Origin of the sequence: Mesorhizobium sp. M0598, assembly GCF_040320865.1 — a bacterium.
GTDB lineage: Bacteria > Pseudomonadota > Alphaproteobacteria > Rhizobiales > Rhizobiaceae > Mesorhizobium.
Genome location: NZ_JAMYQL010000031.1, coordinates 40,056 through 60,106, shown reverse-complemented (window position 1 = coordinate 60,106; position 20,051 = coordinate 40,056). Strand labels below are relative to the sequence as shown.

General features: G+C 59.8%; 19 protein-coding genes and 1 pseudogene. 10 read left to right on the top strand and 10 right to left on the bottom strand.

The features are described from left to right. Positions 1-31: 31 nt before the first annotated feature. Entirely contained in the window at positions 32-943 is a 912-nt protein-coding gene (locus tag NKI59_RS27705; RefSeq protein WP_352707958.1) for a DMT family transporter, read from the top strand. Between the two features lie 281 nt (positions 944-1,224). Here NKI59_RS27705 and NKI59_RS27700 read toward each other — a convergent pair whose 3' ends face one another. The 9 genes and pseudogenes from NKI59_RS27700 to NKI59_RS27660 form a co-directional block, all read right to left on the bottom strand. Next, on the bottom strand, positions 1,225-1,578 hold the full coding sequence (locus NKI59_RS27700; protein ID WP_352451770.1) for a hypothetical protein: 354 nt from the start codon (positions 1,576-1,578) through the stop codon (positions 1,225-1,227). Beyond that, a pseudogene (locus NKI59_RS27695) lies at positions 1,571-1,774 on the bottom strand (Sua5/YciO/YrdC/YwlC family protein); the annotation flags it as partial. The gene NKI59_RS27700 and the pseudogene NKI59_RS27695, both read right to left, overlap by 8 nt. Positions 1,775-1,796: 22 nt before the next feature. Continuing rightward, positions 1,797-2,147: a recombinase family protein gene (locus NKI59_RS27690; protein ID WP_023722460.1), complete on the bottom strand. Its 351-nt coding sequence runs from the start codon at positions 2,145-2,147 to the stop codon at positions 1,797-1,799. A gap of 260 nt (positions 2,148-2,407) precedes the next feature. Next, positions 2,408-3,115, bottom strand: a complete 708-nt coding sequence (locus NKI59_RS27685) for a DUF1906 domain-containing protein (RefSeq protein WP_352689036.1) — start codon at positions 3,113-3,115, stop codon at positions 2,408-2,410. A gap of 159 nt (positions 3,116-3,274) precedes the next feature. Beyond that, positions 3,275-3,889 carry a glutamate acetyltransferase gene (locus NKI59_RS27680; RefSeq protein WP_352451772.1) on the bottom strand — a complete coding sequence of 205 codons (615 nt, stop codon included), beginning with the start codon at positions 3,887-3,889 and terminating at the stop codon, positions 3,275-3,277. Positions 3,890-4,064: 175 nt separating this feature from the next. Then, the gene (locus tag NKI59_RS27675) at positions 4,065-4,940 is read right to left on the bottom strand and encodes an Evf family palmitoylated virulence factor (RefSeq protein WP_352451773.1); all 876 of its coding nucleotides are present in this window, start codon (positions 4,938-4,940) and stop codon (positions 4,065-4,067) included. Positions 4,941-5,078: 138 nt separating this feature from the next. Beyond that, entirely contained in the window at positions 5,079-5,774 is a 696-nt protein-coding gene (locus NKI59_RS27670; protein WP_352451774.1) for a helix-turn-helix domain-containing protein, read from the bottom strand. A 265-nt stretch (positions 5,775-6,039) separates the two neighbouring features. Then, on the bottom strand, positions 6,040-6,999 hold the full coding sequence (locus NKI59_RS27665) for a LysR family transcriptional regulator (RefSeq protein WP_352451826.1): 960 nt from the start codon (positions 6,997-6,999) through the stop codon (positions 6,040-6,042). 235 nt (positions 7,000-7,234) lie between these two features. Next, positions 7,235-8,614 (bottom strand): alpha,alpha-trehalose-phosphate synthase (UDP-forming), encoded by a 1,380-nt coding sequence (locus NKI59_RS27660; protein ID WP_352451775.1) that lies wholly within the window; start codon positions 8,612-8,614, stop codon positions 7,235-7,237. Between the two features lie 569 nt (positions 8,615-9,183). Between NKI59_RS27660 and NKI59_RS27655 the strand changes: the two genes are divergently transcribed. Both NKI59_RS27655 and NKI59_RS27650 read left to right on the top strand, forming a co-directional pair. Next, a complete protein-coding gene (locus tag NKI59_RS27655) occupies positions 9,184-9,903 on the top strand; it encodes a winged helix-turn-helix domain-containing protein (RefSeq protein WP_352707957.1) in 720 nt (239 codons plus the stop codon). Positions 9,904-10,080: 177 nt separating this feature from the next. Continuing rightward, positions 10,081-10,305, top strand: coding sequence for a hypothetical protein (locus NKI59_RS27650; protein WP_023722452.1), 225 nt, complete (start codon positions 10,081-10,083; stop codon positions 10,303-10,305). Between the two features lie 1,393 nt (positions 10,306-11,698). Here NKI59_RS27650 and NKI59_RS27645 read toward each other — a convergent pair. Next, complete coding sequence (locus NKI59_RS27645; protein WP_023722450.1) at positions 11,699-12,694, bottom strand: LysR substrate-binding domain-containing protein; 996 nt, start codon at positions 12,692-12,694, stop codon at positions 11,699-11,701. 103 nt (positions 12,695-12,797) lie between these two features. Between NKI59_RS27645 and NKI59_RS27640 the strand changes: the two genes are divergently transcribed. The 7 genes from NKI59_RS27640 (at position 12,798) to NKI59_RS27610 (ending at position 19,937) form a co-directional block, all read left to right on the top strand. Beyond that, positions 12,798-14,330: an ATP-binding cassette domain-containing protein gene (locus tag NKI59_RS27640; RefSeq protein WP_352516223.1), complete on the top strand. Its 1,533-nt coding sequence runs from the start codon at positions 12,798-12,800 to the stop codon at positions 14,328-14,330. Then, positions 14,327-15,331, top strand: coding sequence for an ABC transporter permease (locus NKI59_RS27635; RefSeq protein ID WP_352707956.1), 1,005 nt, complete (start codon positions 14,327-14,329; stop codon positions 15,329-15,331). The genes NKI59_RS27640 and NKI59_RS27635 overlap by 4 nt, the downstream gene beginning before the upstream one ends. A gap of 22 nt (positions 15,332-15,353) precedes the next feature. Beyond that, on the top strand, positions 15,354-16,316 hold the full coding sequence (locus NKI59_RS27630; RefSeq protein ID WP_352451779.1) for a substrate-binding domain-containing protein: 963 nt from the start codon (positions 15,354-15,356) through the stop codon (positions 16,314-16,316). 64 nt (positions 16,317-16,380) lie between these two features. Beyond that, positions 16,381-17,274, top strand: a complete 894-nt coding sequence (locus tag NKI59_RS27625; RefSeq protein ID WP_352707955.1) for an amidohydrolase family protein — start codon at positions 16,381-16,383, stop codon at positions 17,272-17,274. A 35-nt stretch (positions 17,275-17,309) separates the two neighbouring features. Then, on the top strand, positions 17,310-18,062 hold the full coding sequence (locus NKI59_RS27620) for an SDR family NAD(P)-dependent oxidoreductase (RefSeq protein ID WP_352451781.1): 753 nt from the start codon (positions 17,310-17,312) through the stop codon (positions 18,060-18,062). Positions 18,063-18,081: 19 nt separating this feature from the next. After that, positions 18,082-18,921 carry a transketolase gene (locus tag NKI59_RS27615; protein WP_502901110.1) on the top strand — a complete coding sequence of 280 codons (840 nt, stop codon included), beginning with the start codon at positions 18,082-18,084 and terminating at the stop codon, positions 18,919-18,921. After that, positions 18,918-19,937, top strand: coding sequence for a transketolase family protein (locus tag NKI59_RS27610; protein WP_502901107.1), 1,020 nt, complete (start codon positions 18,918-18,920; stop codon positions 19,935-19,937). Before NKI59_RS27615 ends, NKI59_RS27610 begins: the two co-directional genes overlap by 4 nt. Positions 19,938-20,051: the final 114 nt, after the last annotated feature.

The following is a 20,051-nucleotide window of genomic DNA, read 5'->3' as shown; positions in this document are numbered from 1 at the left end:
GCCTCGGCACCCGAAGCAGGGAACGCGAAAAATGTCGATCAGTCAGACGGCCCCCAAGGCGGACAGGGTGGGCATCCCCATTGCGGCGATGGTTTTCACGGACCTGACGCTTTCCATCGCGGATGCGATCATCAAGGTCACGATCTCGGACATGCCGCTGTCGCAGTTCATTTTCCTGCGGTCCTGCGTCACGCTGCCCTTGTTGATCTCGATCCTGAAATGGCGCTTTCCGCAGGTGTCGTTGCGCCCAGCCTATCCTGGCTGGGCCATCGTGCGAAGCAGCCTGCTTCTGTCGAGCCTGCTGATCTATTACGCTTCGCTACCGCGCCTCGATTTCTCGATGGCGGCGGCGGTCTATTACACGATCCCGCTGTTCATTACCCTTTTTGCGGCCTTCTGGATCAGGGAACCTGTCGGGGTGCAAGGTTGGGTCGGAGTCGCCCTCGGCTTCATCGGTGTGCTGCTCATGCAGAAGCCGCAGGCCGGCGACCTTGGCATCCATGCCGTGATGCCGCTGGTTTCTGCAATTCTCTACGCTCTGGCGATGGTGCTGACGCGCACCAAGAGCCGTGGCGAAAACCCCTTCGTTTTGGCGCTGATCTTCAACCTGATAGCGATCGTTCTCGGGGGCAGCGCTAGCTTGGCGACCGTGATGGCAGGGAGCGAGGGTGGACAAAGCCTGTTCATGGGCGCGTGGATTCCAATGGGCTGGACCCAATGCGCGCTGATCGGGCTTTTGAGCATGACGATGCTGATCGGCAGCGTCGGCACGGCCATCGCCTACCAGTTGGGACCATCCTCGATCATCTCGACTTGGGACTTTTCATATCTAGCCTTCGCAGTGCTATGGGGCGTCGTGCTGTTCTCGGAACGTCTGGATGCGGCTTCCATGCTCGGTATCATTCTCATCGCACTGGCCGGGATTATCGTCATCCGGCGTTAGCGGCGATATATTGGAGCACCGAGTCCGGATGATGGCTTCGGGCTCTTTGCTACTGTCGCAAAACTGCTTGACCTTCGCACGCTGCAAAAGTCTGCGATTCAATTTTGCCAAACTTGGGAAATTGAGACATTCGGCATCAGGAGATGACAACGATCTCCCTTGAGACAGGTTGAGCGTGACGATTTGGAAAGACCCGTGGGGGGAAGACGTTCGGCCCCGCGTACGTTCGACGACTGCGCAGGAAGCGGCCAATGATGTTTAGCACCTGGCCGAAACCCTCATCACCATCGCCGGCAGAGTAACATCAGTTGGGTCGAACGGTAGCCCGGATTCCGGTCGGCCACAATGAGGTCCGGCTTCGTGTCGAACAGGCTTCGATACAGCCCCAACGCCTGCCTCCACGCGTTCTGGTTCTTCAGCTCGTCGAGGTCGCCGAGATGCTGCGACAGCAGCGCGTTGCCGTCGCCCGCCAGGCAGAACGCGGCCTTTAGATCGCCGCCCGCAGCCAGCGCCCTGACCGGGCCATCGAAGCCCGCCGGCAGCGCCAGCGGCTCCGGCGCGAAGCCGCGCGCGCCGCAACACCGAAATGCCGTGCCCGTCGAATCGCACCACGCTGTCGTCGAGCCGGTTGACAATCTCGCAGTCGTGCATCAGCCAGAAGTCGGCGATCCCGGCAAGCTCCTGCCGCGCCTCGTCATTGTCCGTGCATTGCGGCTCGCCCGAGCGATTGCCGGAGGTCATCACCACCGGACCGTCCAGCGCCCGCAGCAAGAGATGATGCAACGGCGTGTAGGGCAGCATGAAACCGAGCCGCTCGTGCTGCGGCGCCACGCCCGCCGCAACGCCGCAGCTGTCACGGCGCTTCACCAGCACGATCGGCGCCGCTCGGTTCCGGCACTGGCCGGCTTGTCGTCGTGTCGATCGCTTCTGTCAGCGAGCGGAAACCGGCGCTGGTGGCTTCGATCCGCTCCATGATCGTGAGAACGTCCTTGAGTGAGCGAGACAGACGGTCGAGCTTCCAGACGACGACAGTGTCGCTCTCCCTCAAATGATCAAGCATCCTGTGCAATTCCGGCCGCTCCCAGCGACCGCCGGAGGCCTCCTCCTTGAGGATACGCTTGCACCCGGCATCGGCGAGCGCCCTGGCCTGCGCCGTGTTCGACTGGTCGTCGCCTCTGCTCACGCGGGCGTAGCCGATCAGCACTCTGGTTCCTTTCGCAAACGGTCGTTTATGGAAGGCCGAGGGTGTCCACGAGAATACAGGTGCGGAGCCTTTCACAATCCTCTTTCCATTATGGCGCCGTAAGGCAAGCGGTTTGTGAAGGGATGAACGATGCCGGGATATCGATGACGAAGACGCAGCGGGAGAAGCTTCCGGTGGAGCGTGACAAGGCGTGGGCGTGCATTGTACCGTTCGGGAGGAATCGACCATGCGAAAGCTCTTGCCCGGCCGGGAGCGAAGATTTAGCGCTCCTCGCGCAGCAACTTTGAACAACGCAGACGTTCCTTCGCGTCGCGAGAGGGGAGAGTACCTGCCGGCCCAAATTGACCAAAGTTTTCAAGGGCCGGATTGACGACATTTCCATCGTATCCGAAGCCCCCGATCTCGGAACGCTTTTCCATAAACTTTTGGAAAAGCGACCAATCCCCCTGCTTGAGCGCTTGTCTCGTTCCGGACCATCCCAGCGAGCCAGAGAGCCATATATGGTCCACCAGCCCTTGGCGCTTCATGTGGTGTCCGACCGTGCCCGATCCGTAAACGCCAACGAGATAACGGCCAGCCAACGCATTCCGCACACTCCTGAAGTAGGGTGCTATTCGTGCAAGATGCTGTGGTGTGTGGTAGTCCCAATCGACTGCAAAATAGATTCCGGAGCCTTCGGGCTGTCCCAACGCGGCGGCCAGATCAAGCGCACGACCGGAGTCTCGCTCTCCAGCCGCACCATGCAAGTCTCTGATATTGCCGCCCGCGCCACCCCGCTGCTCGAAGGCCACAGCTACCGATATTCCAGCACCATGAAGGGCGGCGAGTTCCTCCCCTGTCAGACATTTTGAGGGAAATGGTGTACTATTCCGATGGTTGTAGTACCGGATTACTGTATTGACGCCAGATTCTGCCAAGCACACAGCAAAATCGCCGACGTTCTGCGGGACGTCGATAATATCGTGCATAGTCCGTCTCCCCGAAGGCCGAAATTGTATGGAAATGCGCAGTTTATACGGTCACCTCGCCCTCCCACGCTATTTCTTCGCGCAGCCTTTTGATGTCATTTCCCGCAGCCACCAACGCGGCGCAGACGCAATCAGCTATTCCTCTGTTTGCCCTTGGGTCTATTGCAGAATGTCGCTACGTCTCTGACTATGGGACCGCCGGCTGGAGAACAAGCGCAGGTAGTACGGTGAGTCGCTCGGCGAGCTGAAACGGCCGAAAACCTGCGCGATAGTGGATTGCGTTTGCTCGTTTGACAGGTTCAGCGATGCGGAGAGCAATATCGAGGTGATGGCGAGACTGTCAGCGCTTCCAACTTCGACCACGGCAAGGCAGGTTAAAGATAGACGGACTTCCGCGGAGTCGGATTGATCTAGGACGAGGCAATTGAACGCCGTCGGTTCGCCGTGTTTGCTCAGATAGCTACGGATTGCCTTTGCCAGACCGACGCCAGCTTCATTGCCGTCGGCGGCATTCGCGCAAATTGACGCAAAGGCACTGGGCAATTCCGCCACGTCCATCGTGCGGTTTAGCGTTCTTGAAGTCGTGGCGGTTTCCACCTTGTTCGGTACCATTTGCGCGGCATTCTGCCATGCTCGAGAATCCAGAGTCCGGGTTTGGTCTTCGAATAGTTTCTGGACCATGGCAGAGCAAATCCTCTCCGCCTCGAGCGGTTGGCTGCTCTGCGGGCCGATCACCAGGAAAAGGCCCGCAGCTGTTTTTGCGAATGGGTTCATGTCTGCTTCCCTATGGAAGCGGGACCGGAGTTCGCCGGCACCGGGGGCGCGACAGAGCATCGGTAGTTCGCAAGGGCTTACCGGACCGCTCTATCGCATCCATGATGCGGGCGACGTTCGTCCAAATCCACGCTATTGGTTGGGTGCGCTGCTTTCGCGATCAAAGGCCTGACGATCAGACCTGCGGCTTGATGTCTTGTTGCGGCGTCGAGCCACCGTTGAAAAAGTTCTTGGCCTTCTTGAACTGGTCGGTGGAGTTCTTATTCACAAGCTCCTGGAAGTTTTCGTGATCGGGGCCGCCTTTGCGGATCCGACGGGTCTGAACAAGATTGGTGACCTCGGCATAGTCCATGTCGACGCGGACGTAGTGGGTCGACGAACAAGAGGATTTCAGCTCGAGGAAGTGCTCTTTGAACTCGATCTGCCGCAGAACGATTGCTCCGTAGTCGTAATATCCGCCTGCCCCATTATCGAGAAGGTAGCTCTGGTAGGTGCATGTCAGCGCCTTGTATCGCTGCGCCTTGCCGTTTGCACTGAAGGTGAGATTCCCCATTTCTGTAAGGAAGGACTGGAAATCCAGCAGCAACGATGCCCCGTCGGTAATGATCGCCTTGGCAATCAGCGAGAGGAAAGTAGCTGAGACCGACGTCCCGGCCACCTTTTTTGAAAAACTCTTCAGTTTTTGCCTGCCCATAGAGAGATCTGGAATGTTGCCAACAACATCGGTCCATGTGTTGATATCAAGCTTCTGTGCATCGATGTTCGCATAATGGGTATGCATGTAGTCGTTAATAATTCCTCCTATTGCCAGTAGATTGTCCTGATTCTCATTGAGGGTGCCGCTGTACGTCGGATCGTCGGTTTTTTGGCCGATGAGGTGAAACTGCACTGTCCCTTGAGCGTTGGCGATCGTGTCGTCACTGGGGGGCGCAGCATCTAACTGGGCCAAAACAAGGGGCTTGGCGTAGAAAAATGCGGACGCCGCCTCATAGTGTTCTTTGGAATAGCGCTGTTCATGCTCTTGAACATTCACTGAAAATGCGTTCGACATGCTTTATCCTCCTGCTGTGAGACATGAGCGTTGGTCGAGAGCTTAAGGTGCCCAAAGCGCGGAAACGCCTCGGAGATGAGATGATCTTTGCGTGCCCGCGTCGCCTTATACCAATTCGCTCCGGCCCCCACCTTTGCGTTAGACAGGCTTTTCTCTGCGCCGTATCATTTTGCGATAGCGCAGTGGCGAGAGGCCATGAAACGCCTTGAAGGCTGTGGAGAAGTTGTTGCTGTTCTCGTAGCTGAAGGATTCGGCGACCTTGGCGATGCTTTCATGCCCGTTACGCAACCGGTCAGCAGCCTCCGTCATCCGGTAGCGCCGTAGCCAAGTCATTGGCCCGCAGCCAAACGATGTCTCGAAACGGGTGGTGAGCGTTGTCCTGTTGGTCCCTACCATTCGCGCCAATTCGACGCGGGTGATCTGCTGATCGACCCGCTGCGCCAGCAGACTGCATGAATTCTGAACGATCGGATCGGCTGAGAAGAAAGGCGGGGTAGAACGCTGCGCGAACTGAACGATGCAGGCGGTAAGTCTGCGCAGAACTTCCTGCTCGGTGAGCGGCCACAACAGGTAATCGGAATACCCGTTGGAGAAGACCGCTTGTCGATCCAGGCTCTCTTCCAGAACCAGAGCCAGTTTGACAGGTTCGGGCGAGAGCTTCGCACGCCCGTGCTTGTCGTGAATCGGTTCGCGACAATCGACGATGACGATCTGCGCGGAGCGCCCTGCCCGCAATAAACGGTGATCAAGGATATCGATCTGCCTCAGAGAACTCGCGATTAGTGCCAAGGACTTGCATGCTTCGGGGTCCGAGCCAAGATATGCTGCCAGCATGCAGGCACCTCACAGACACCATGGGAAGCTGGCCTGTGGAAGGCTTGGCGCGGCCGAATGGCGGTCGAAGAGAGGCGGTTTTTGGCCTGTATATAGATGGCTGGGCGTATGATACCTTCTCGTCTGGCCCTGTTGCCTCGCTTCAAATTGTCGAAACCGGCACGGTTTCAATGCGCTGGCACAGCAGAGCCAGCTTCCCCTCCCAACGGGCGAGCAGGGCAATAAACTTTTTCCGTCATATCCTGACGATAGCCCCGGATTCGGATCACGTTTCTTGCCTAGGCGACTCATCAGTCACTTGCCTTCCCAGTTGGGATATTTTGCTCTCAGTTCCCGCCGCCGCGGCGACGGCGATCTCGTGGCGCAGCCAACGATGCTCCGGGTCGCGATGGGAACGCTCGTGCCAAATCAGCGCGACTTCATAGGGTGTCAATTGCACAGGCGGATCCATAATCGCTAGCGGCAGCAAGGCGGCGATCCTGGTCGCGACGCGGCGTGGTACAATCAACAGCAGATCGGTCGCCGCGATCGCCAACGCGGCCGTCAAGATGTTGGAAACCAACACCGGATCGCGACCCTGGAGATCTAACTTGACCAGTTCGTCATGCACCCGGCCGAAGCCGTCTTTGGAGTCCAAGGCAATGGCTGCGTGGCGCAAGGCCGCGAAGCTCTCGATTGTCCATTCCCGCGCCAGGGCTGGATGGTCGTGGCGCAGCAGGCAGGCAAACCGGTCGGAGTAGAGGCTGCGCCTCAAGTATCCGGGCGGCGAGGCGCTAATCTGCCCTATAGCCAAATCGATCTCGCCTAGCTCAAGCCGCCGCATCGCGCCGGAGAGAAGCGGATCGATGACGACGTCCAGATGAGGCGCGTGCTGGCGCAGCCGGGGCAGGAGCCGCGGCAGCAGGACCAGTCCTTGATGATCGGGCATCGCCATTATCGCCTTCGATCGCCAATTGGCTTGGGCAAGACTGCCGTTCACTATCCCGCGGATCGCATCCAGCACCGGCGGCAGCATTCGGCTCAAGCGTTGGGCCTGCGGGGTCGGAACCAGGCCCATGGAGCCGCGAACCAAAAGATCGTCGTTGAAAATGCCACGCAGCCTCCTCAACGCTCGGCTCATCGAGGGCTGGCTCAAGCCCACGTGTCGAGCCGCATGCGTGACGTTGCGGTGTTCCAGCAGCGCTTCGAGAGCAAACAGCAAGTTCAGGTCAATCGACGCCAGCATTTGCCGCTGCCGTGTGGCGCGAGGTTCCGCGACAAACGGCTGCGCCCGCTTTTTTGAAGTTTCGCGACTGCAAGCGAGCTCATCCACGGCCTTCTCCTCTCGTCTTAGTAAGCGGTGTGCTCGCGCTAAGCGTCAGCACATTCGGCATCGCTCAGCGAGGCCGAAATGCTGCCTGATTCACTTGGTCGCGGTCAGCCTCATGCTGGCGAAGCTAGGCCCAGGAACGCGGCAAAGCTCAGCGCTGATCCAGGCCTAACAGAAAGTCGTCGCACCAGCGATAGACGTTGTATTCGCGGAGCCGGCCGATCATCGCCCGCCAACGATCGATCCGCTCATCTAACTGCATGTCCAGGGCTTCTTCGATGGCCCTCGCCATCGCTTCCGGATCGTAGGGATTGACGAGGATCGCTCCGCCTAGCTCTCTGGCTGCGCCGGCAAAACGCGAAAGCACGAGAACACCTGGATTCTGTGGGTCCTGTGCGGCGACATATTCCTTAGCTACAAGGTTCATGCCGTCGCGGAGCGGCGTGACCAGGCCGACGCGTGCCATGCGGTATAGACCGGCGAGCTCGCTGGGTCCAACGGACCGGTTGATGTAGTGAACGGGCATCCAATCGATCGTTCCGAGTTCGCCATCAACGCGCCCCACCCGCTCGGCGACGTCCTTTTGCATCGCCAGATATGCCGGTATTTCCGTGCGGGATTTCGGTGTGATCTGCAGCAGTTGCGTCTTGCCGATGCGGTGGTCGTTGCTCCGCAGGAAGCGGTCAAACGCGACGATGCGGTTCTCGATGCCCTTCGAATAGTCGAGGCGGTCGACGCCGATCGCGACTTTACAACCGGGAATCCTTTGAGAGGGCTCCTGCAGAGTCTCGCTGCGCGCCGCCTGCTCGGCCAGTCGTTCGAACTCGGCCGTGTCGATGCCGATCGGAAAAACGCCGCAGCGAAACACACGTCCATAGGCTTGGCACACACCGTTTGTGATGGGGTCCGGTAACCCCTGACGGCGCAAGCATTCGGCGAAGTTACTAAGATCGTCATCGGTATGAAAGCCGACGAGGTCATAGCACGAAAGCCCGCGTAGCAAATCATCATAGTGCGGTACGGTGAAGAGGATGTCCGCCGCCGGCCACGGAATGTGCAGGAAGAAGCCGATCTTATTGCCGCAGCCGAGGTTCCGCAGTTCTTTCGCAAGCGGGATCAGGTGATAGTCGTGCACCCATATGACGTCGTCGTCGCTGATGAGCGGCTGCAACAGCTTTGCAAACAGTCGGTTGACGCGCTGATATCCGGACATTCGTGCTTCGGAATACTCGGCGAGGTCGACTCGGCAGTGGAAAACCGGCCAAAGAACCCGGTTGGCAAAGCCGTAGTAATAGTCGTCCAAATCTGTCTGCGAGAGATCGGTAAGCGCATAATTGATCCCGCCGGCCTCCCGGCGTGAGATCGGCCCTGACGGGTCCTCCCCGGCTTTCACCTTCCCCGACCAGCCCATCCATAGGCCGTGCCTTCGCCGGAGCGCAGCGCTCAGCGCAATCGCCATCCCGCCTGGCGGCGGGGAACCATGCTCGTCGGGCAGCGAAACCCTGTTTGAGACTACGACCAGTCTACTCATCTCCACTCTCCTGCTCTCGGACATCCCGCCGTTCATGAAAGCTCCGCCCCCTGAGCGATCTGCACAATAAGACATGCAAGTTCAAAAGAAAGGATAGCATGGGTCTAGAAAGGAGATTGGAATTAGATAAAAGGTTGGGCATCATGAGTTTCCTGTAGACAGTGGAATTAACATCAAGGCGAGTTCTGCGTCTGATAAATAAATCTCGACGAATCCATACGAATGTCAACTTTTCAGCGATTTAAATTGAAACAAAGCTGAACTGAATTGGAGCCGCCGGGAGAGGAAGTTGGGTGCAAAAGCGCTCCAGTGATGGTGCCAGAGGACCGGAGCGATACGAATCTCAGCGGGGATAAACCCGGTCTGCCGAACGAGTGGTCGCAGAGGACGGACAATCCATCAAAAACTAGCAGGCTTTGGGGGCACTGTTGCGCAGCAGGAACTCCGCATAGGACCTATTTGTCTGCGCTATTCCGCAATACGCCTGATGAAGATTGTCCCACCTGCTGAGCGTCACTAATTTGACTACCGTCCCCGGCAGCCCAAGCTGCAGTCAATAGGAAGTGACCATGAAGAACATTCTCATCGTCGGTCAGGACGCGTTGACGAGAGAACCGCTTATGGGCTTCTTGTCTAAGCATGAGTTTAACATCAGAGCGGTCGAAAACCGCCAGCAGGCCGCCAGCAATATGGCTTCTGAAGCGATTGATCTAGCAATTGTCGACCTGAGCTACGGCCGAGAGGACGGTTTGCAGTTCGTTCGAGATTTTGGTGCCAAGAGGGATCTTCCGATCATCATCATCAGCGGTGACTTCGTAGATGAGACCGACAAGGTGATTGGCCTCGAAACCGGCGCTCGCGACTACATTACTATGCCCTTCGGGCTTACGGAGTTCCGCGCCCGCGTGCGCGCCGCTATGCGCCAGCGGCCGGAGCGTGACCGAAACACCATCTACCGTTTCGATGACTGGCGAGTTAGCACCAAGCGTCGGAGCTTGCGCCGGGGAACGGATCCTGACGTCAAGCTCACCGCCGGCGAGTTCAACCTCCTGATGGCCTTTCTCAAGAACCCAGGTCGGGTCCTTTCACGTGAGCAGCTTCTGATGGCGACCCGTGTCTATGATCAGGAGGTCTACTACCGCAGCATCGATGTTCTTATCGTCCGCCTTCGCCGTAAGTTGGGGCAGGATAAGGCGCCGCGCCCGCAGTATATCCGCACCGAGCGCGGCGCGGGGTATATTTTCGACAGTGTCGTGAATATTGAGGAACTAAGGACGCGCCGTGGTTGATGGACGGCCAAGATCGCGCGGGAAGCGAACGTGACCCAGCACCACTGCAGGCGCTTCAGAATATCACGAATTAGGGTCAGGCTTTACCTTCATAGGAATGGCCTCCAGCCACCTGGGCACCTCGTACTATCGGCGTTTCGCGGACCGGTAGGGCCGCGCTGATTTCTGCGTGGACTGATGACGGCGATCGCTTCGGAGTTGGTTGTTGAGATTGCCGATTTTGGCATCGCGGTGGCGGTTTGCGCCGCCTTCGTCGTCATGCGGGCGCAGTTCGCCCCTGGTGCCATACGGGCGGGTGAGATTGTAGGCGAGATTGGCCATGCCGATCTTGGTCTGGCCCGCCCGATGCCGATCGTGCCCACGAACAAGAACTCGCGAGCAGCGGCTGTGGCGGCGACGTAACCTTCGGCCTTGCCGATCGCTTTACCAGTCGCCTTCGTCTGTACCATCAGACCGGCATATTCGCGCGAGGCATCCAGGTCGCAAGCCAAGACGCGATTTCAAATAAGGGGCCTCTCGCGGCGCCGACAAGGTTTCGGGATTTTCCGCTCCTCGCAGGTCGGTAGTGACTGTTGCATACGTGCAACTCAAGCGCGAAGAGTTATCTCAAGGGCAACACTATTCTTGAATTCGGCGGTCAGAATGCGAGTAATCAGCCAAACTCGCCCGATCGAGTCTTCTCGCTACGGGCCACCAATCAACCTGGGACGCCCCTGTGAGTGCCGATACCATTGCTGGCGCAGTGAGCCGGGAGAGCCTCTCTTTCCCATACCTCCGCATTAAACCCGAGACCACTGTGCCAGCCCAGCGCCCTCCGCCGGCTGGCAGCAAGATGACGGCTGCCAAACGATGGGGCTCCGTGCTCTAAAGATAGAAAATGACGTTTGGCCTACTGCACACCGGGATTTTGCCTGTGATCGCTGCCACAAGCCATCGGTGGTCTTGGTGGTAACGAAACCGCATGCGTATGTTTGCCCGCTGTGTCTAGACGGCGATCCTGCCGAGCAAACTGAGCGTTTTGACTAACATTCTCGGCAAGCTTAGAAGGAGTGGTTCGCTCGATAACAACAAACCCCGAAAATACCTCGCTCATTGTCCGGGCCACGCGCTATCTGGATCGTGGAATTTCGTTTCATGAAGAAAACAGCGGCAGTTTTTAATGAGAGATGAAGTAACCGATCTTTTAACTGAGTTGGCCCTTTGGGCGAATGTGGTGATGAAATCGGAAAGGGGCGATAGAATTAAAATTTGCGCCGCCTACGACGCCGGTCTGCAGCTAATCGCTGAGCGTACTACGCCCGGGTCTCCGCCCCGACCGGGCATTGAAGCTTGCATCCTGCAGCATGAGAAACTGAAGGCTGCCGAAGACATCAGCTGCGTAGGTTGGATACTGGCCGCGATCGCCACGCGTGTTGGGGAACGAGATCTTCCGAAATGGGAGGAAGCTCAGAAGGTCATTGGCGCCACGGTTCGGTTGCTTAGTCGCTACCGTCAAACTCGCGTTCATTGAAGCCATGGCCGCGTCGGCGGAATGGCATTACAATGCTGTCGAGCATTCCCTGTAGCGTTGCACGGACGATGACGCCGGTAATTTACGGCTGTATGAACTGAGTGCCTCCGTCTCCGGCTGCGTCAGAAAACAGGTAAGTCAGTCGTTGTCGGGTTGGAAAAGAGGAAGGTCGCTGGAAAAGCGCGGCCAACCCGCCTTCGCTTGCACACAGCCTGCGTTTTGCCAGCTCCTCAACCGCAACGTGCTGTCAATCTTCGTCTTGCCATGTCTTGAACGCCGAACTGTTCACGCCATTGGCGCCGCTTTGTCATCCCGTGCCCCGAAATGAGGCCGTCGTTCGAACGATATGCGCAGTTGCTTATCCGCCAGAAACCGGCGAGCCAGATCGGTGTCGCGCTTACCCACGCGTGACACCCAGTCCGAAAACAGGCGAACCGCGCGCCGGTTCATATGCCGCGAAGGACAGACCAGCCAGTATCCCGGAAACTCGATGACCTCGAACTCTATCGAGACCGGAACCAGAGAACCTGACACCAGGTCCTCGAATGCGATGGATGTGCTTTCCAGGACCACACCTGCACCGTCCTTCGCCAGTTGAACCGACATTGACGAACGGTCGAAACGATAGGGATACGTCATGCGGGCGCCCTGGATACCGTTGCACGGCAGCCAATAATCCCACCGGAAATAAGCCTTCACACTGTCGATCAACCGCGCATGGCGAAGCTGCTCGCGCGGATCCGGTGAGATCGCGCGCAGTTCGGCAAGATAGGAAGGCGAGCACATCGGCAGGATCAGATCGTTGACGACGCAATCCGAATAAAGGCCGGCCCAGCCGCCGTCGCCATAACGAAGATCGAGATCGATGACCTCCGTTTCGAAATCCGAGAAATTGGGCGTGGCGTCGACGCGCAAATTCCAGCTCGGATAGCCCTTGCTGAACTCGGCCAACCGCGGCGCCAGCCATTTCTCGCCGAAGGAAGGACTGACGCGCAGGCTAAGCTGGAAGCTTTCGCGCTGCCGCACGATGGCATTACGCACCTCGCGTATGGATTCGAAAGCCTGGGTGGTGGTCTGGAAGAGCCGCTCACCGTCGATCGTGAGCGAGAGATGGCGCTTTTCGCGCTGAAAAAGCCGGACCCCGAGTTGGTGTTCGAGCAGCCGCAGCTGCTGGCTGACCGCCGAAGGTGTCACCTGCAATTCCTGCGCGGCCTTTGCCACGCCGCCGAGCCGCGCGACCGCCTCGAAATGCGTCATCGAATTGAACTTGATGTCTGACATCGTCCTCGTCAGTTAAGCTCAGCTACACAGAATATTAAGAAACGAGAATTGAGCCTAATGTCAATCGGTCGCATCATCCTGTGGTCTCGGGAGGAGATGCAGGATGGAACCGGGTTCACCCCAAAGCTTGGGTAGTGCCGGCAATGTGCCGGCAGTTGGACAGGCATCGACCAGGAAGCCCCTGATCGAGGCTTCCAATGTCAAGAAGAACTACGGCGCAACACGGGTCCTTCGGGGCGTGAGTTTTCAGGTCCGGCCTGGCGAAATCCACGCGCTCCTGGGCGGCAACGGCGCCGGCAAAAGCACCCTGATCCGCATCATCACCGGGCTGATCTCACGCGATGCCGGCGATATTAGCTTCGCCTCGTCGAAGGCCGGCCACACCAGCCCGATCATGGCGGTGGTGCATCAGGAGCTGGCGCTATTGCCCGAGCTGTCGGTCGCGGAAAACATCGGCATTGTGCATGCGAGGTCGGGCTGGTCGCAGATCAGCCGTCGCCGCATGCGCGAAACCGCGCTCGGAGCGCTGCGGCTGATTGACCCAGCGATCGGCGAAGAGATCATCGATTTGCCGGCGCGCAAATTGTCCCTCCACGAAGGCCAGATCGTCGAGATCGCTCGTGCCCTTTCCACCGGAGCCGAAGTGCTGCTTCTCGACGAGCCCACGGCCAATCTCACTGCCGGCGAGACTGCCAAACTCTTCTCGGTGCTGAAGCGGTTGGTGCACGAGGAAGGCATCGGCATCGTCTTTGTTTCTCACCGTATGCGGGAAATCCGCGCGCTCTGCGATGTCTGCACGATCTTGCGCGATGGCGTCACGATCGCGAATGCCACGCCGCTTGCATCGCTCAGCGACGCCGAAATCGTCCAGCAGATGGGCCAACACGCGCAGCGTCCGGCAAGGCACCGCAACCCGCAAAAACACCTCCGACAGGGCATACCAGTCGAACTCCTCGGCCCCGGCGACGTCAGGATAGCGATTTCGTCCGGCACCATCCTGGGACTGGCCGGCGCGCCCGCAGGCCCGACCGGCCTCATTGCTCCCCTGGTGGGCGCCGGACCCGGGGCTGGCTGGCGCCTTTCCGGCGAGGGTTTTGCGGACCGCTTCTCGTCTCCAGCGGCAGCGGCGCGGGCCGGTATCGGCTTTGTTTCGGGCGACCGCGCAACCAAGGGGATCCTTTCGCAGCTGCCCATCGTCGATAACGTGCTTGCAGCACGCAGGGTTCGCGAAAGACGGCGGATCGTGGCCGCAGCCGAGCGGCAGGAATGTCACGATCTCGTTTCAGCGCTGAAGTTGAAAGCCAGCTCGATCTGGGACCTGCCGGCCTCGTTGTCCGGCGGCAACCAGCAGAAGCTTCTCGTCGCACGCTGGCTTGGGCTGCCGCTCCGGATGGTGGTGCTGGAAGAGCCGACGCGTGGCGTCGACATCGGCACCAAGCATGACATTTACGGTTTGATCCGGGAGATGGCCGACGCTGGCGCGATCATCATCTGGTGGTCGACCGAGAACGTCGAACTGCTCGAGCTTTGCGACGCCATTTTCGCCTTTGACACCGATGGGCAGCCGAAGGGATTCCTGCCTGAAGAGCACTACACCGAAGACGGGCTCGCCGAACTGACGGGGATGGCGGCATGACCGACGCGAGCAACGGCACCACGACCACCGACAAACTCCGGACCACCAACTCGCGCGTCCCAGCAGTTCTTTTGTCCTACCGAACGGAAGGCGCGATTGCCGCCGCAATCGTCGTCCTGCTGCTGGCCGTCGGCATGTTCGTGCCCGCTGCACTCAGCATGGGCAATGTGCAAAACATCATCCAGGCCGCCGCGCCCCTCATCATCATGTCACTCGGTGTTTTGCTGGTCGTGGTCACCGGCGGCATCGATCTTTCGGTCGGTTCAGTCTTTTCCTTGACCGGTATGGTGACCGCGCTGGCGATGGCCAGTGGCGCCGACGGACTGACCGCCAGTGCTGCCGGCCTGGCCGTCGGCCTTGTCTTCGGCTCGATCAATGGTCTTCTGGTCACGGTCGTTGGGCTCGCGCCTTTCGTCGTCACGCTCATCACCTACGCGGTGGCGGGCAGTCTGGCCTTCATCGTCACGAATGGTCGTTCGATGCCGATCGGCGCGCCGGATTTCTGGCTCCTGAATTCGGGCGAGATCATCCCGGGCGTCCCCAACCATCTTCTGTTCTGCATCATATTGATGATCGCGCTGGAATACGTCCTGCGAAAGGTCGTGCTCGGACGCTGGTTCTATGCCGTCGGCTCGTCGGCAATTGCTGCCCGGCTGCTCGGCATCCCGGTTCTGCGCATCAAGTTTGCCGCCTATGTCGCTTCGGGCCTGCTTGCCTCTTTCGCCGGCCTGTTGACGATAAGCTACATCCTCAACGCCGAAGCCACGGCCGGCGCCAGCCTGATGCTGCAGGCAATCGCCGCCGTCGTCATTGGCGGGGCCAGCCTCTTTGGCGGAACCGGCAGCGCGATCGGTGCCGTGCTGGGCGCTCTGATGATCACCTGCATCCAGAACGGCGTGAACCTCATCGGCGTGAACAGCTTCTGGCAAGGCTCCGTCACCGGCGCCGCGATCCTGCTCGCGGTTCTGATCGACCGCTTCAGCAGCAAGAACCGACTCTAGATCATCAACGGGAGGAACCAAGATGAAGTTGAAGACCATACTACTTGCAGCATTGGCGGCGGCCGCCTTGTCCAGCGCATCATACGCACAGGACAAAAAGACCGTCGCTTACATCGCCCCGTCGCTGGACATCTCCTACTGGCAATGGGTCGGGTACGGCGTGAAGGAGAAGGCCAAGGAACTCGGCATGGATTATGTCGAGTACACTTCGGAAAACTCACCCGCCAAGCAGATGGACAATGCGCGGACCGCCGTGACCAAAGGCGTCGCGGCCATCGTGATCGGCCCCGTCAGCTCGACCTCGACACCGCCGCTGCTCGACTATCTAGCGAAGCAGAAAGTGCCGATCGCCTTTGCCGGCATCGGGCCGCAACCGGGCCTCACCAACTATACGTCCTCGGTCACCGCGAACAACTATGAGACCGGCAAGGCGCAGGGGAAATTCACCTGCGAGCTTGCCAAGGAGCGTGGCGGCAACAAGGTTGGCATGCTGTCGCTGCCGCAGGACCGGGAGAATGCACAGAAATACCTCAAGGGCGCCAAGGAGGCGTTTGCCGCCGACGGCTGCGACCTCGTCCAGATGCTGGAAACGCGCGGTCTAACAATCAACGAGGCCGTCACCCAGGCAAACGACCTTTTGACCGCCAATCCCGACATCAAGGCCATCTACGGCATGTATGACGAAGCCGGCACCGGCGCCGCCAAGGTGGTCGAGACCCGGGGCCTCACCGGCAAGATCGGCATCACCGTAGCCGACGGCTCGCCGACCACGATCGCGCTGCTCAAGAAAGGAGCGCTCCAGGGCATCTTCTTCCAGGAGGCAGTAGGCCAAGGCATCGACGGAACCCAACAGGTCTACAACGCACTGACGGGCGCGCCGGTGACCCAGGATCTGGCCTTGGTCATGCCTCTTGTTACGGCCGACAAGGTTGACAGTCCCGAGGCCAAGAAGGTCATCGCCCGCGTCTTTCCCCCGAGCAACTGACCGCCACCCAATGGACCCGCCGGCTTGGCCGGCGGGTCCAGACCTCAAGCAAGGAGTCCCGACCGTGGCCGAGCTGCCGTTCATCGATCCGCACCATCATTTGTGGGATCTGGAGGCCAATTATTATCCGTGGCTGACCGACGGGGTTAAGCCGTCAGCCTTCGGTGACTACGAGGCGATCCGAAAAAGTTACCTTCTCGAGGACTATCTTGAGGACGGCAAGAACCAGAACCTCGTAAAATCGGTGCACCTGGATGTGGGGTTCGATCCCAGCGATCCGGTTGGGGAGACGCGCTGGCTGCAGGAGATCGCCGACAAGCGGGGGTTTCCCCACGGCATCGTCGGCTATGCCGACCTGTCTAGACCCGATGTTGGCGAGCTCCTCGACCGCCACATGGAATATCCGAACTTCCGCGGCATTCGGCAGTCGATGAACTACCATGCCGACGCCGCCAAGACCTATCAGGCGCGGCCGGAGGTGAGCCGGACACCCGAATGGCGGCGTGGTTTCCGGGAGCTGGCGAAGCGACGGCTGAGCTTCGACCTGCAGCTCTACTATCCCCAGATGGGCGAGTTCCTCGAACTCGCGCGCGACTTTCCCGACGTCCAGATCATTCTCAATCACACCGGCATGCAGGTCGACGGCGCCGAGCATTTTGGCGCCTGGAAAAAAGGCATGCACCAGTTGGCGCAAGCGCCGAACGTCGCCTGCAAAATCTCGGGCCTCGGCATGGGCGACTGGACTTGGACCACGGCCTCGAATCGTCCTTATGTCGAGGAGGCGATCGCAGCCTTCGGCGTCGGCCGCTCGATGTTCGCGACGAACTTCCCCGTCGACAAGCTGTTCTCGAGCTTCGACGCCATTTTGAACGCCTTCAAGGAAATTACGATCGCCCACCCGCACGAGGAGCGGCTCGCGCTGTTCCATGACAACGCTGCCCGGTTCTACCGACTTTAGATCACCGGCAAAGAGAAATAGCAGGAGAGTTCGACATGTTGCTGAAGGGCAAGGCCGTGGTGATTTCAGGGGCCGCGAGCCCTCGGGGGATAGGCCGCTCCACGGCAACGCTGATGGCGGAGCAAGGCGCGCGCATTGCTATTCTTGACCTCGATGAGCAACAGGCCCGTGACGCCGCCGAGTCGCTTGGGCCCGAGCACATTGGCCTCGCCTGTAACGTCGCCGACCTCGATGCGTGCAAGAGGGCTGCTGCCGAAGTGGCCGAAGCCTTCGGCAAGGTCGACGTGCTGTGCAACATTGCCGGGATCACGCAGCCCGCAAAGACACTGGATATCGGCCCGGCTGACTGGGACCGCATGCTCGATGTCAACCTACGCGGCGTGCTCTATCTCAGTCAGGCATTCATCCCGAACATGCGCGAAAATGGCGGCGGCTCGATCATCTGCATGTCGTCGGTTTCGGCCCAGCGCGGCGGCGGCATCTTCGGTGGCCCGCACTATTCGGCTGCCAAGGCGGGTGTTCTGGGGCTTGCCAAGGCCATGGCGCGCGAATTCGGGCCCGACCGCATCCGCGTCAACTGTGTCACACCGGGCCTGATCCAGACCGACATCACTGGGGGCAAACTGACCGACGCCATGCGCGCCGACATCATCAAGGGGATCCCGCTCAGCCGGCTGGGCGACGCACGCGACGTCGCCGGCGCCTATCTCTTTCTGGCGTCCGATCTGGCCAGCTACATCACCGGCGCCGTGATCGACGTCAACGGTGGGATGCTGATCCATGGCTGAGAGGACACCGGATCTTGAGATGCCTCGCGCCGGCAGCAATGTCAGCCTGGCCGAACGAGCCTATCGTATCCGCCGACATGCCGTCCGGATGGGTCAAGTCCAGGGCCAAGGTTACGTCGGACAGGCGCTGGGTATCGCCGACGTGCTTGCCGTCGCCTATTTCCATGCGCTTCACTACCGGCCGGACGACACGCTGTGGGAGGGACGCGACCGCTTCCTGCTGTCGATCGGACACTATGCGATCGCGCTCTACGCGGCTCTGATCGAAGCGGGCGTGCTGCCGGAGGAAGAGCTCGAAACCTATGGCAGCGATGAAAGCCGTATGCCGATGTCCGGCATGGCGCCATACACGCCCGGCATGGAGATCACCGGCGGCTCGCTCGGTCACGGCCTTGGCATTGCCGTTGGCATGTGCATGGGGCTGAGGCGCAAGCGAAGCGACAGTTTCGTCTATAACCTCCTGTCCGACGGCGAACTCGGCGAGGGTTCGACCTGGGAAGCGGCGATGTCGGCGGCCCACCACAAGCTCGACAATCTCATTGCCATCGTCGACTTCAATAACCAGCAGGCCGACGGTCCATCGACGGCCATGCTTTCCTCCGAGCCGGTGACAGACAAGTTCGAGGCGTTCGGCTGGCACGCGCAGCGCGTCGACGGCAACGACATCGAAGCGGTCCGCGTGACCTTCGACCTGGCGCGCGGGCTGAAGGAGCCTCGTCCACGTGTGATCGTCTGCGATACCCGCATGGCCAAGGGTGTGCCGTTCCTGGAAACCCGCGACATCACGCATTTCATCCGCGTCGAACCGCATGAATGGGCGCTGGCGCTCGAAGCTTTGGAAAAGGGACGTCCGCGTTGAGGTTGTCAAAGTTCGCGCCGCGCCACGCCGCCAATGCCGGTGAGCGCAAGACCTCGGCGATGATCGCGTCGATCGCGCCCGATGGCGTACCGACACGCAATGCGCCGTTCGGGCACACACTGGCCAGACTGGCGCACCAGCGGGCCGGGATAGTTGGCCTGACGGCGGACCTCGCGAAATACACGGACCTCCATGTCTTCGCACAGGAGCATCCGGACCGCTTTTATCAGATGGGCATGGCGGAGCAGGTGCTGATGAGCGCCGCCGCCGGCCTGGCGCGGGAGGGCTTCACGCCTTTCGCGACGACCTATGCCGTCTTCGCATCGCGACGTGCCTACGATTTCATCTGCATGGCGATCGCCGAGGAGAAACTCAATGTGAAGATCGTCTGCGCCTTACCGGGGCTGACGACCGGCTACGGCCCCAGCCACCAGGCGACGGAGGACATCGCGATCTTCCGCGGGATGCCGAACCTGACGATCATCGACCCTTGCGACGCGCTCGACATCGAACAGGCCACGGAGGCGATCGCGGACTACAACGGGCCGGTCTACATGCGGCTTTTGCGCGGCAAGGTCCCTGTCGTGCTCGACGAGTACGATTACACATTCCAAATCGGCAAGGCACGCCTGTTGCGCGAGGGTGAGGATGTGCTGTTCATTTCAACCGGCCTGATGACCATGCGCGCGCTGGAGGCGGCGAAGGCGCTTGAAGCCGACAGGATCGGCTGCGCCGTTCTGCATGTTCCGACGATCAAGCCTCTGGATACGGAGACGATACTTGCCGCGGCGCGCCGTCCGGGACGGCTAATGATAGTGACCGAGAACCACACCATCATCGGTGGGCTGGGCGAAGGCGTTGCCGCGCTGCTGATGCGCGAGAGAGTGGCCCCAGTCTTTCGCCAGATCGCCCTGCCCGACGAGTTCCTCGACGCTGGCGCGCTGCCGACGCTTCACGATCGCTATGGGATCTCAACTTCCGAGCTCGTGCGCCGCGTCCGCATTTGGAGCGAATGAGAAGTAAGAGCTCTCCCCATGCAACAGTTGAGCCATCGACTTGAACTGTGAGCTGGCTAACCCCGCCGCGGTTGTCGCGCTCGTCACAGCGTTGTGGACTAAGGACCTGGGCTT

Bases quoted from the DNA above. Each gene is read 5' to 3' on its own strand.
- NKI59_RS27640 (WP_352516223.1), top strand. From the start codon at position 12,798: ATGGAACCGGGTTCACCCCAAAGCTTGGGTAGTGCCGGCAATGTGCCG.
- NKI59_RS27670 (WP_352451774.1), bottom strand. From the start codon at position 5,774: ATGCTGGCAGCATATCTTGGCTCGGACCCCGAAGCATGCAAGTCCTTG.
- NKI59_RS27645 (WP_023722450.1), bottom strand. From the start codon at position 12,694: ATGTCAGACATCAAGTTCAATTCGATGACGCATTTCGAGGCGGTCGCG.
- NKI59_RS27685 (WP_352689036.1), bottom strand. From the start codon at position 3,115: ATGCACGATATTATCGACGTCCCGCAGAACGTCGGCGATTTTGCTGTG.
- NKI59_RS27680 (WP_352451772.1), bottom strand. From the start codon at position 3,889: ATGAACCCATTCGCAAAAACAGCTGCGGGCCTTTTCCTGGTGATCGGC.
- NKI59_RS27660 (WP_352451775.1), bottom strand. From the start codon at position 8,614: ATGAGTAGACTGGTCGTAGTCTCAAACAGGGTTTCGCTGCCCGACGAG.
- NKI59_RS27665 (WP_352451826.1), bottom strand. From the start codon at position 6,999: ATGCTGGCGTCGATTGACCTGAACTTGCTGTTTGCTCTCGAAGCGCTG.
- NKI59_RS27620 (WP_352451781.1), top strand. From the start codon at position 17,310: ATGTTGCTGAAGGGCAAGGCCGTGGTGATTTCAGGGGCCGCGAGCCCT.
- NKI59_RS27630 (WP_352451779.1), top strand. From the start codon at position 15,354: ATGAAGTTGAAGACCATACTACTTGCAGCATTGGCGGCGGCCGCCTTG.
- NKI59_RS27650 (WP_023722452.1), top strand. From the start codon at position 10,081: ATGACGGCGATCGCTTCGGAGTTGGTTGTTGAGATTGCCGATTTTGGC.
- NKI59_RS27635 (WP_352707956.1), top strand. From the start codon at position 14,327: ATGACCGACGCGAGCAACGGCACCACGACCACCGACAAACTCCGGACC.
- NKI59_RS27675 (WP_352451773.1), bottom strand. From the start codon at position 4,940: ATGTCGAACGCATTTTCAGTGAATGTTCAAGAGCATGAACAGCGCTAT.
- NKI59_RS27705 (WP_352707958.1), top strand. From the start codon at position 32: ATGTCGATCAGTCAGACGGCCCCCAAGGCGGACAGGGTGGGCATCCCC.
- NKI59_RS27655 (WP_352707957.1), top strand. From the start codon at position 9,184: ATGAAGAACATTCTCATCGTCGGTCAGGACGCGTTGACGAGAGAACCG.
- NKI59_RS27615 (WP_502901110.1), top strand. From the start codon at position 18,082: ATGCCTCGCGCCGGCAGCAATGTCAGCCTGGCCGAACGAGCCTATCGT.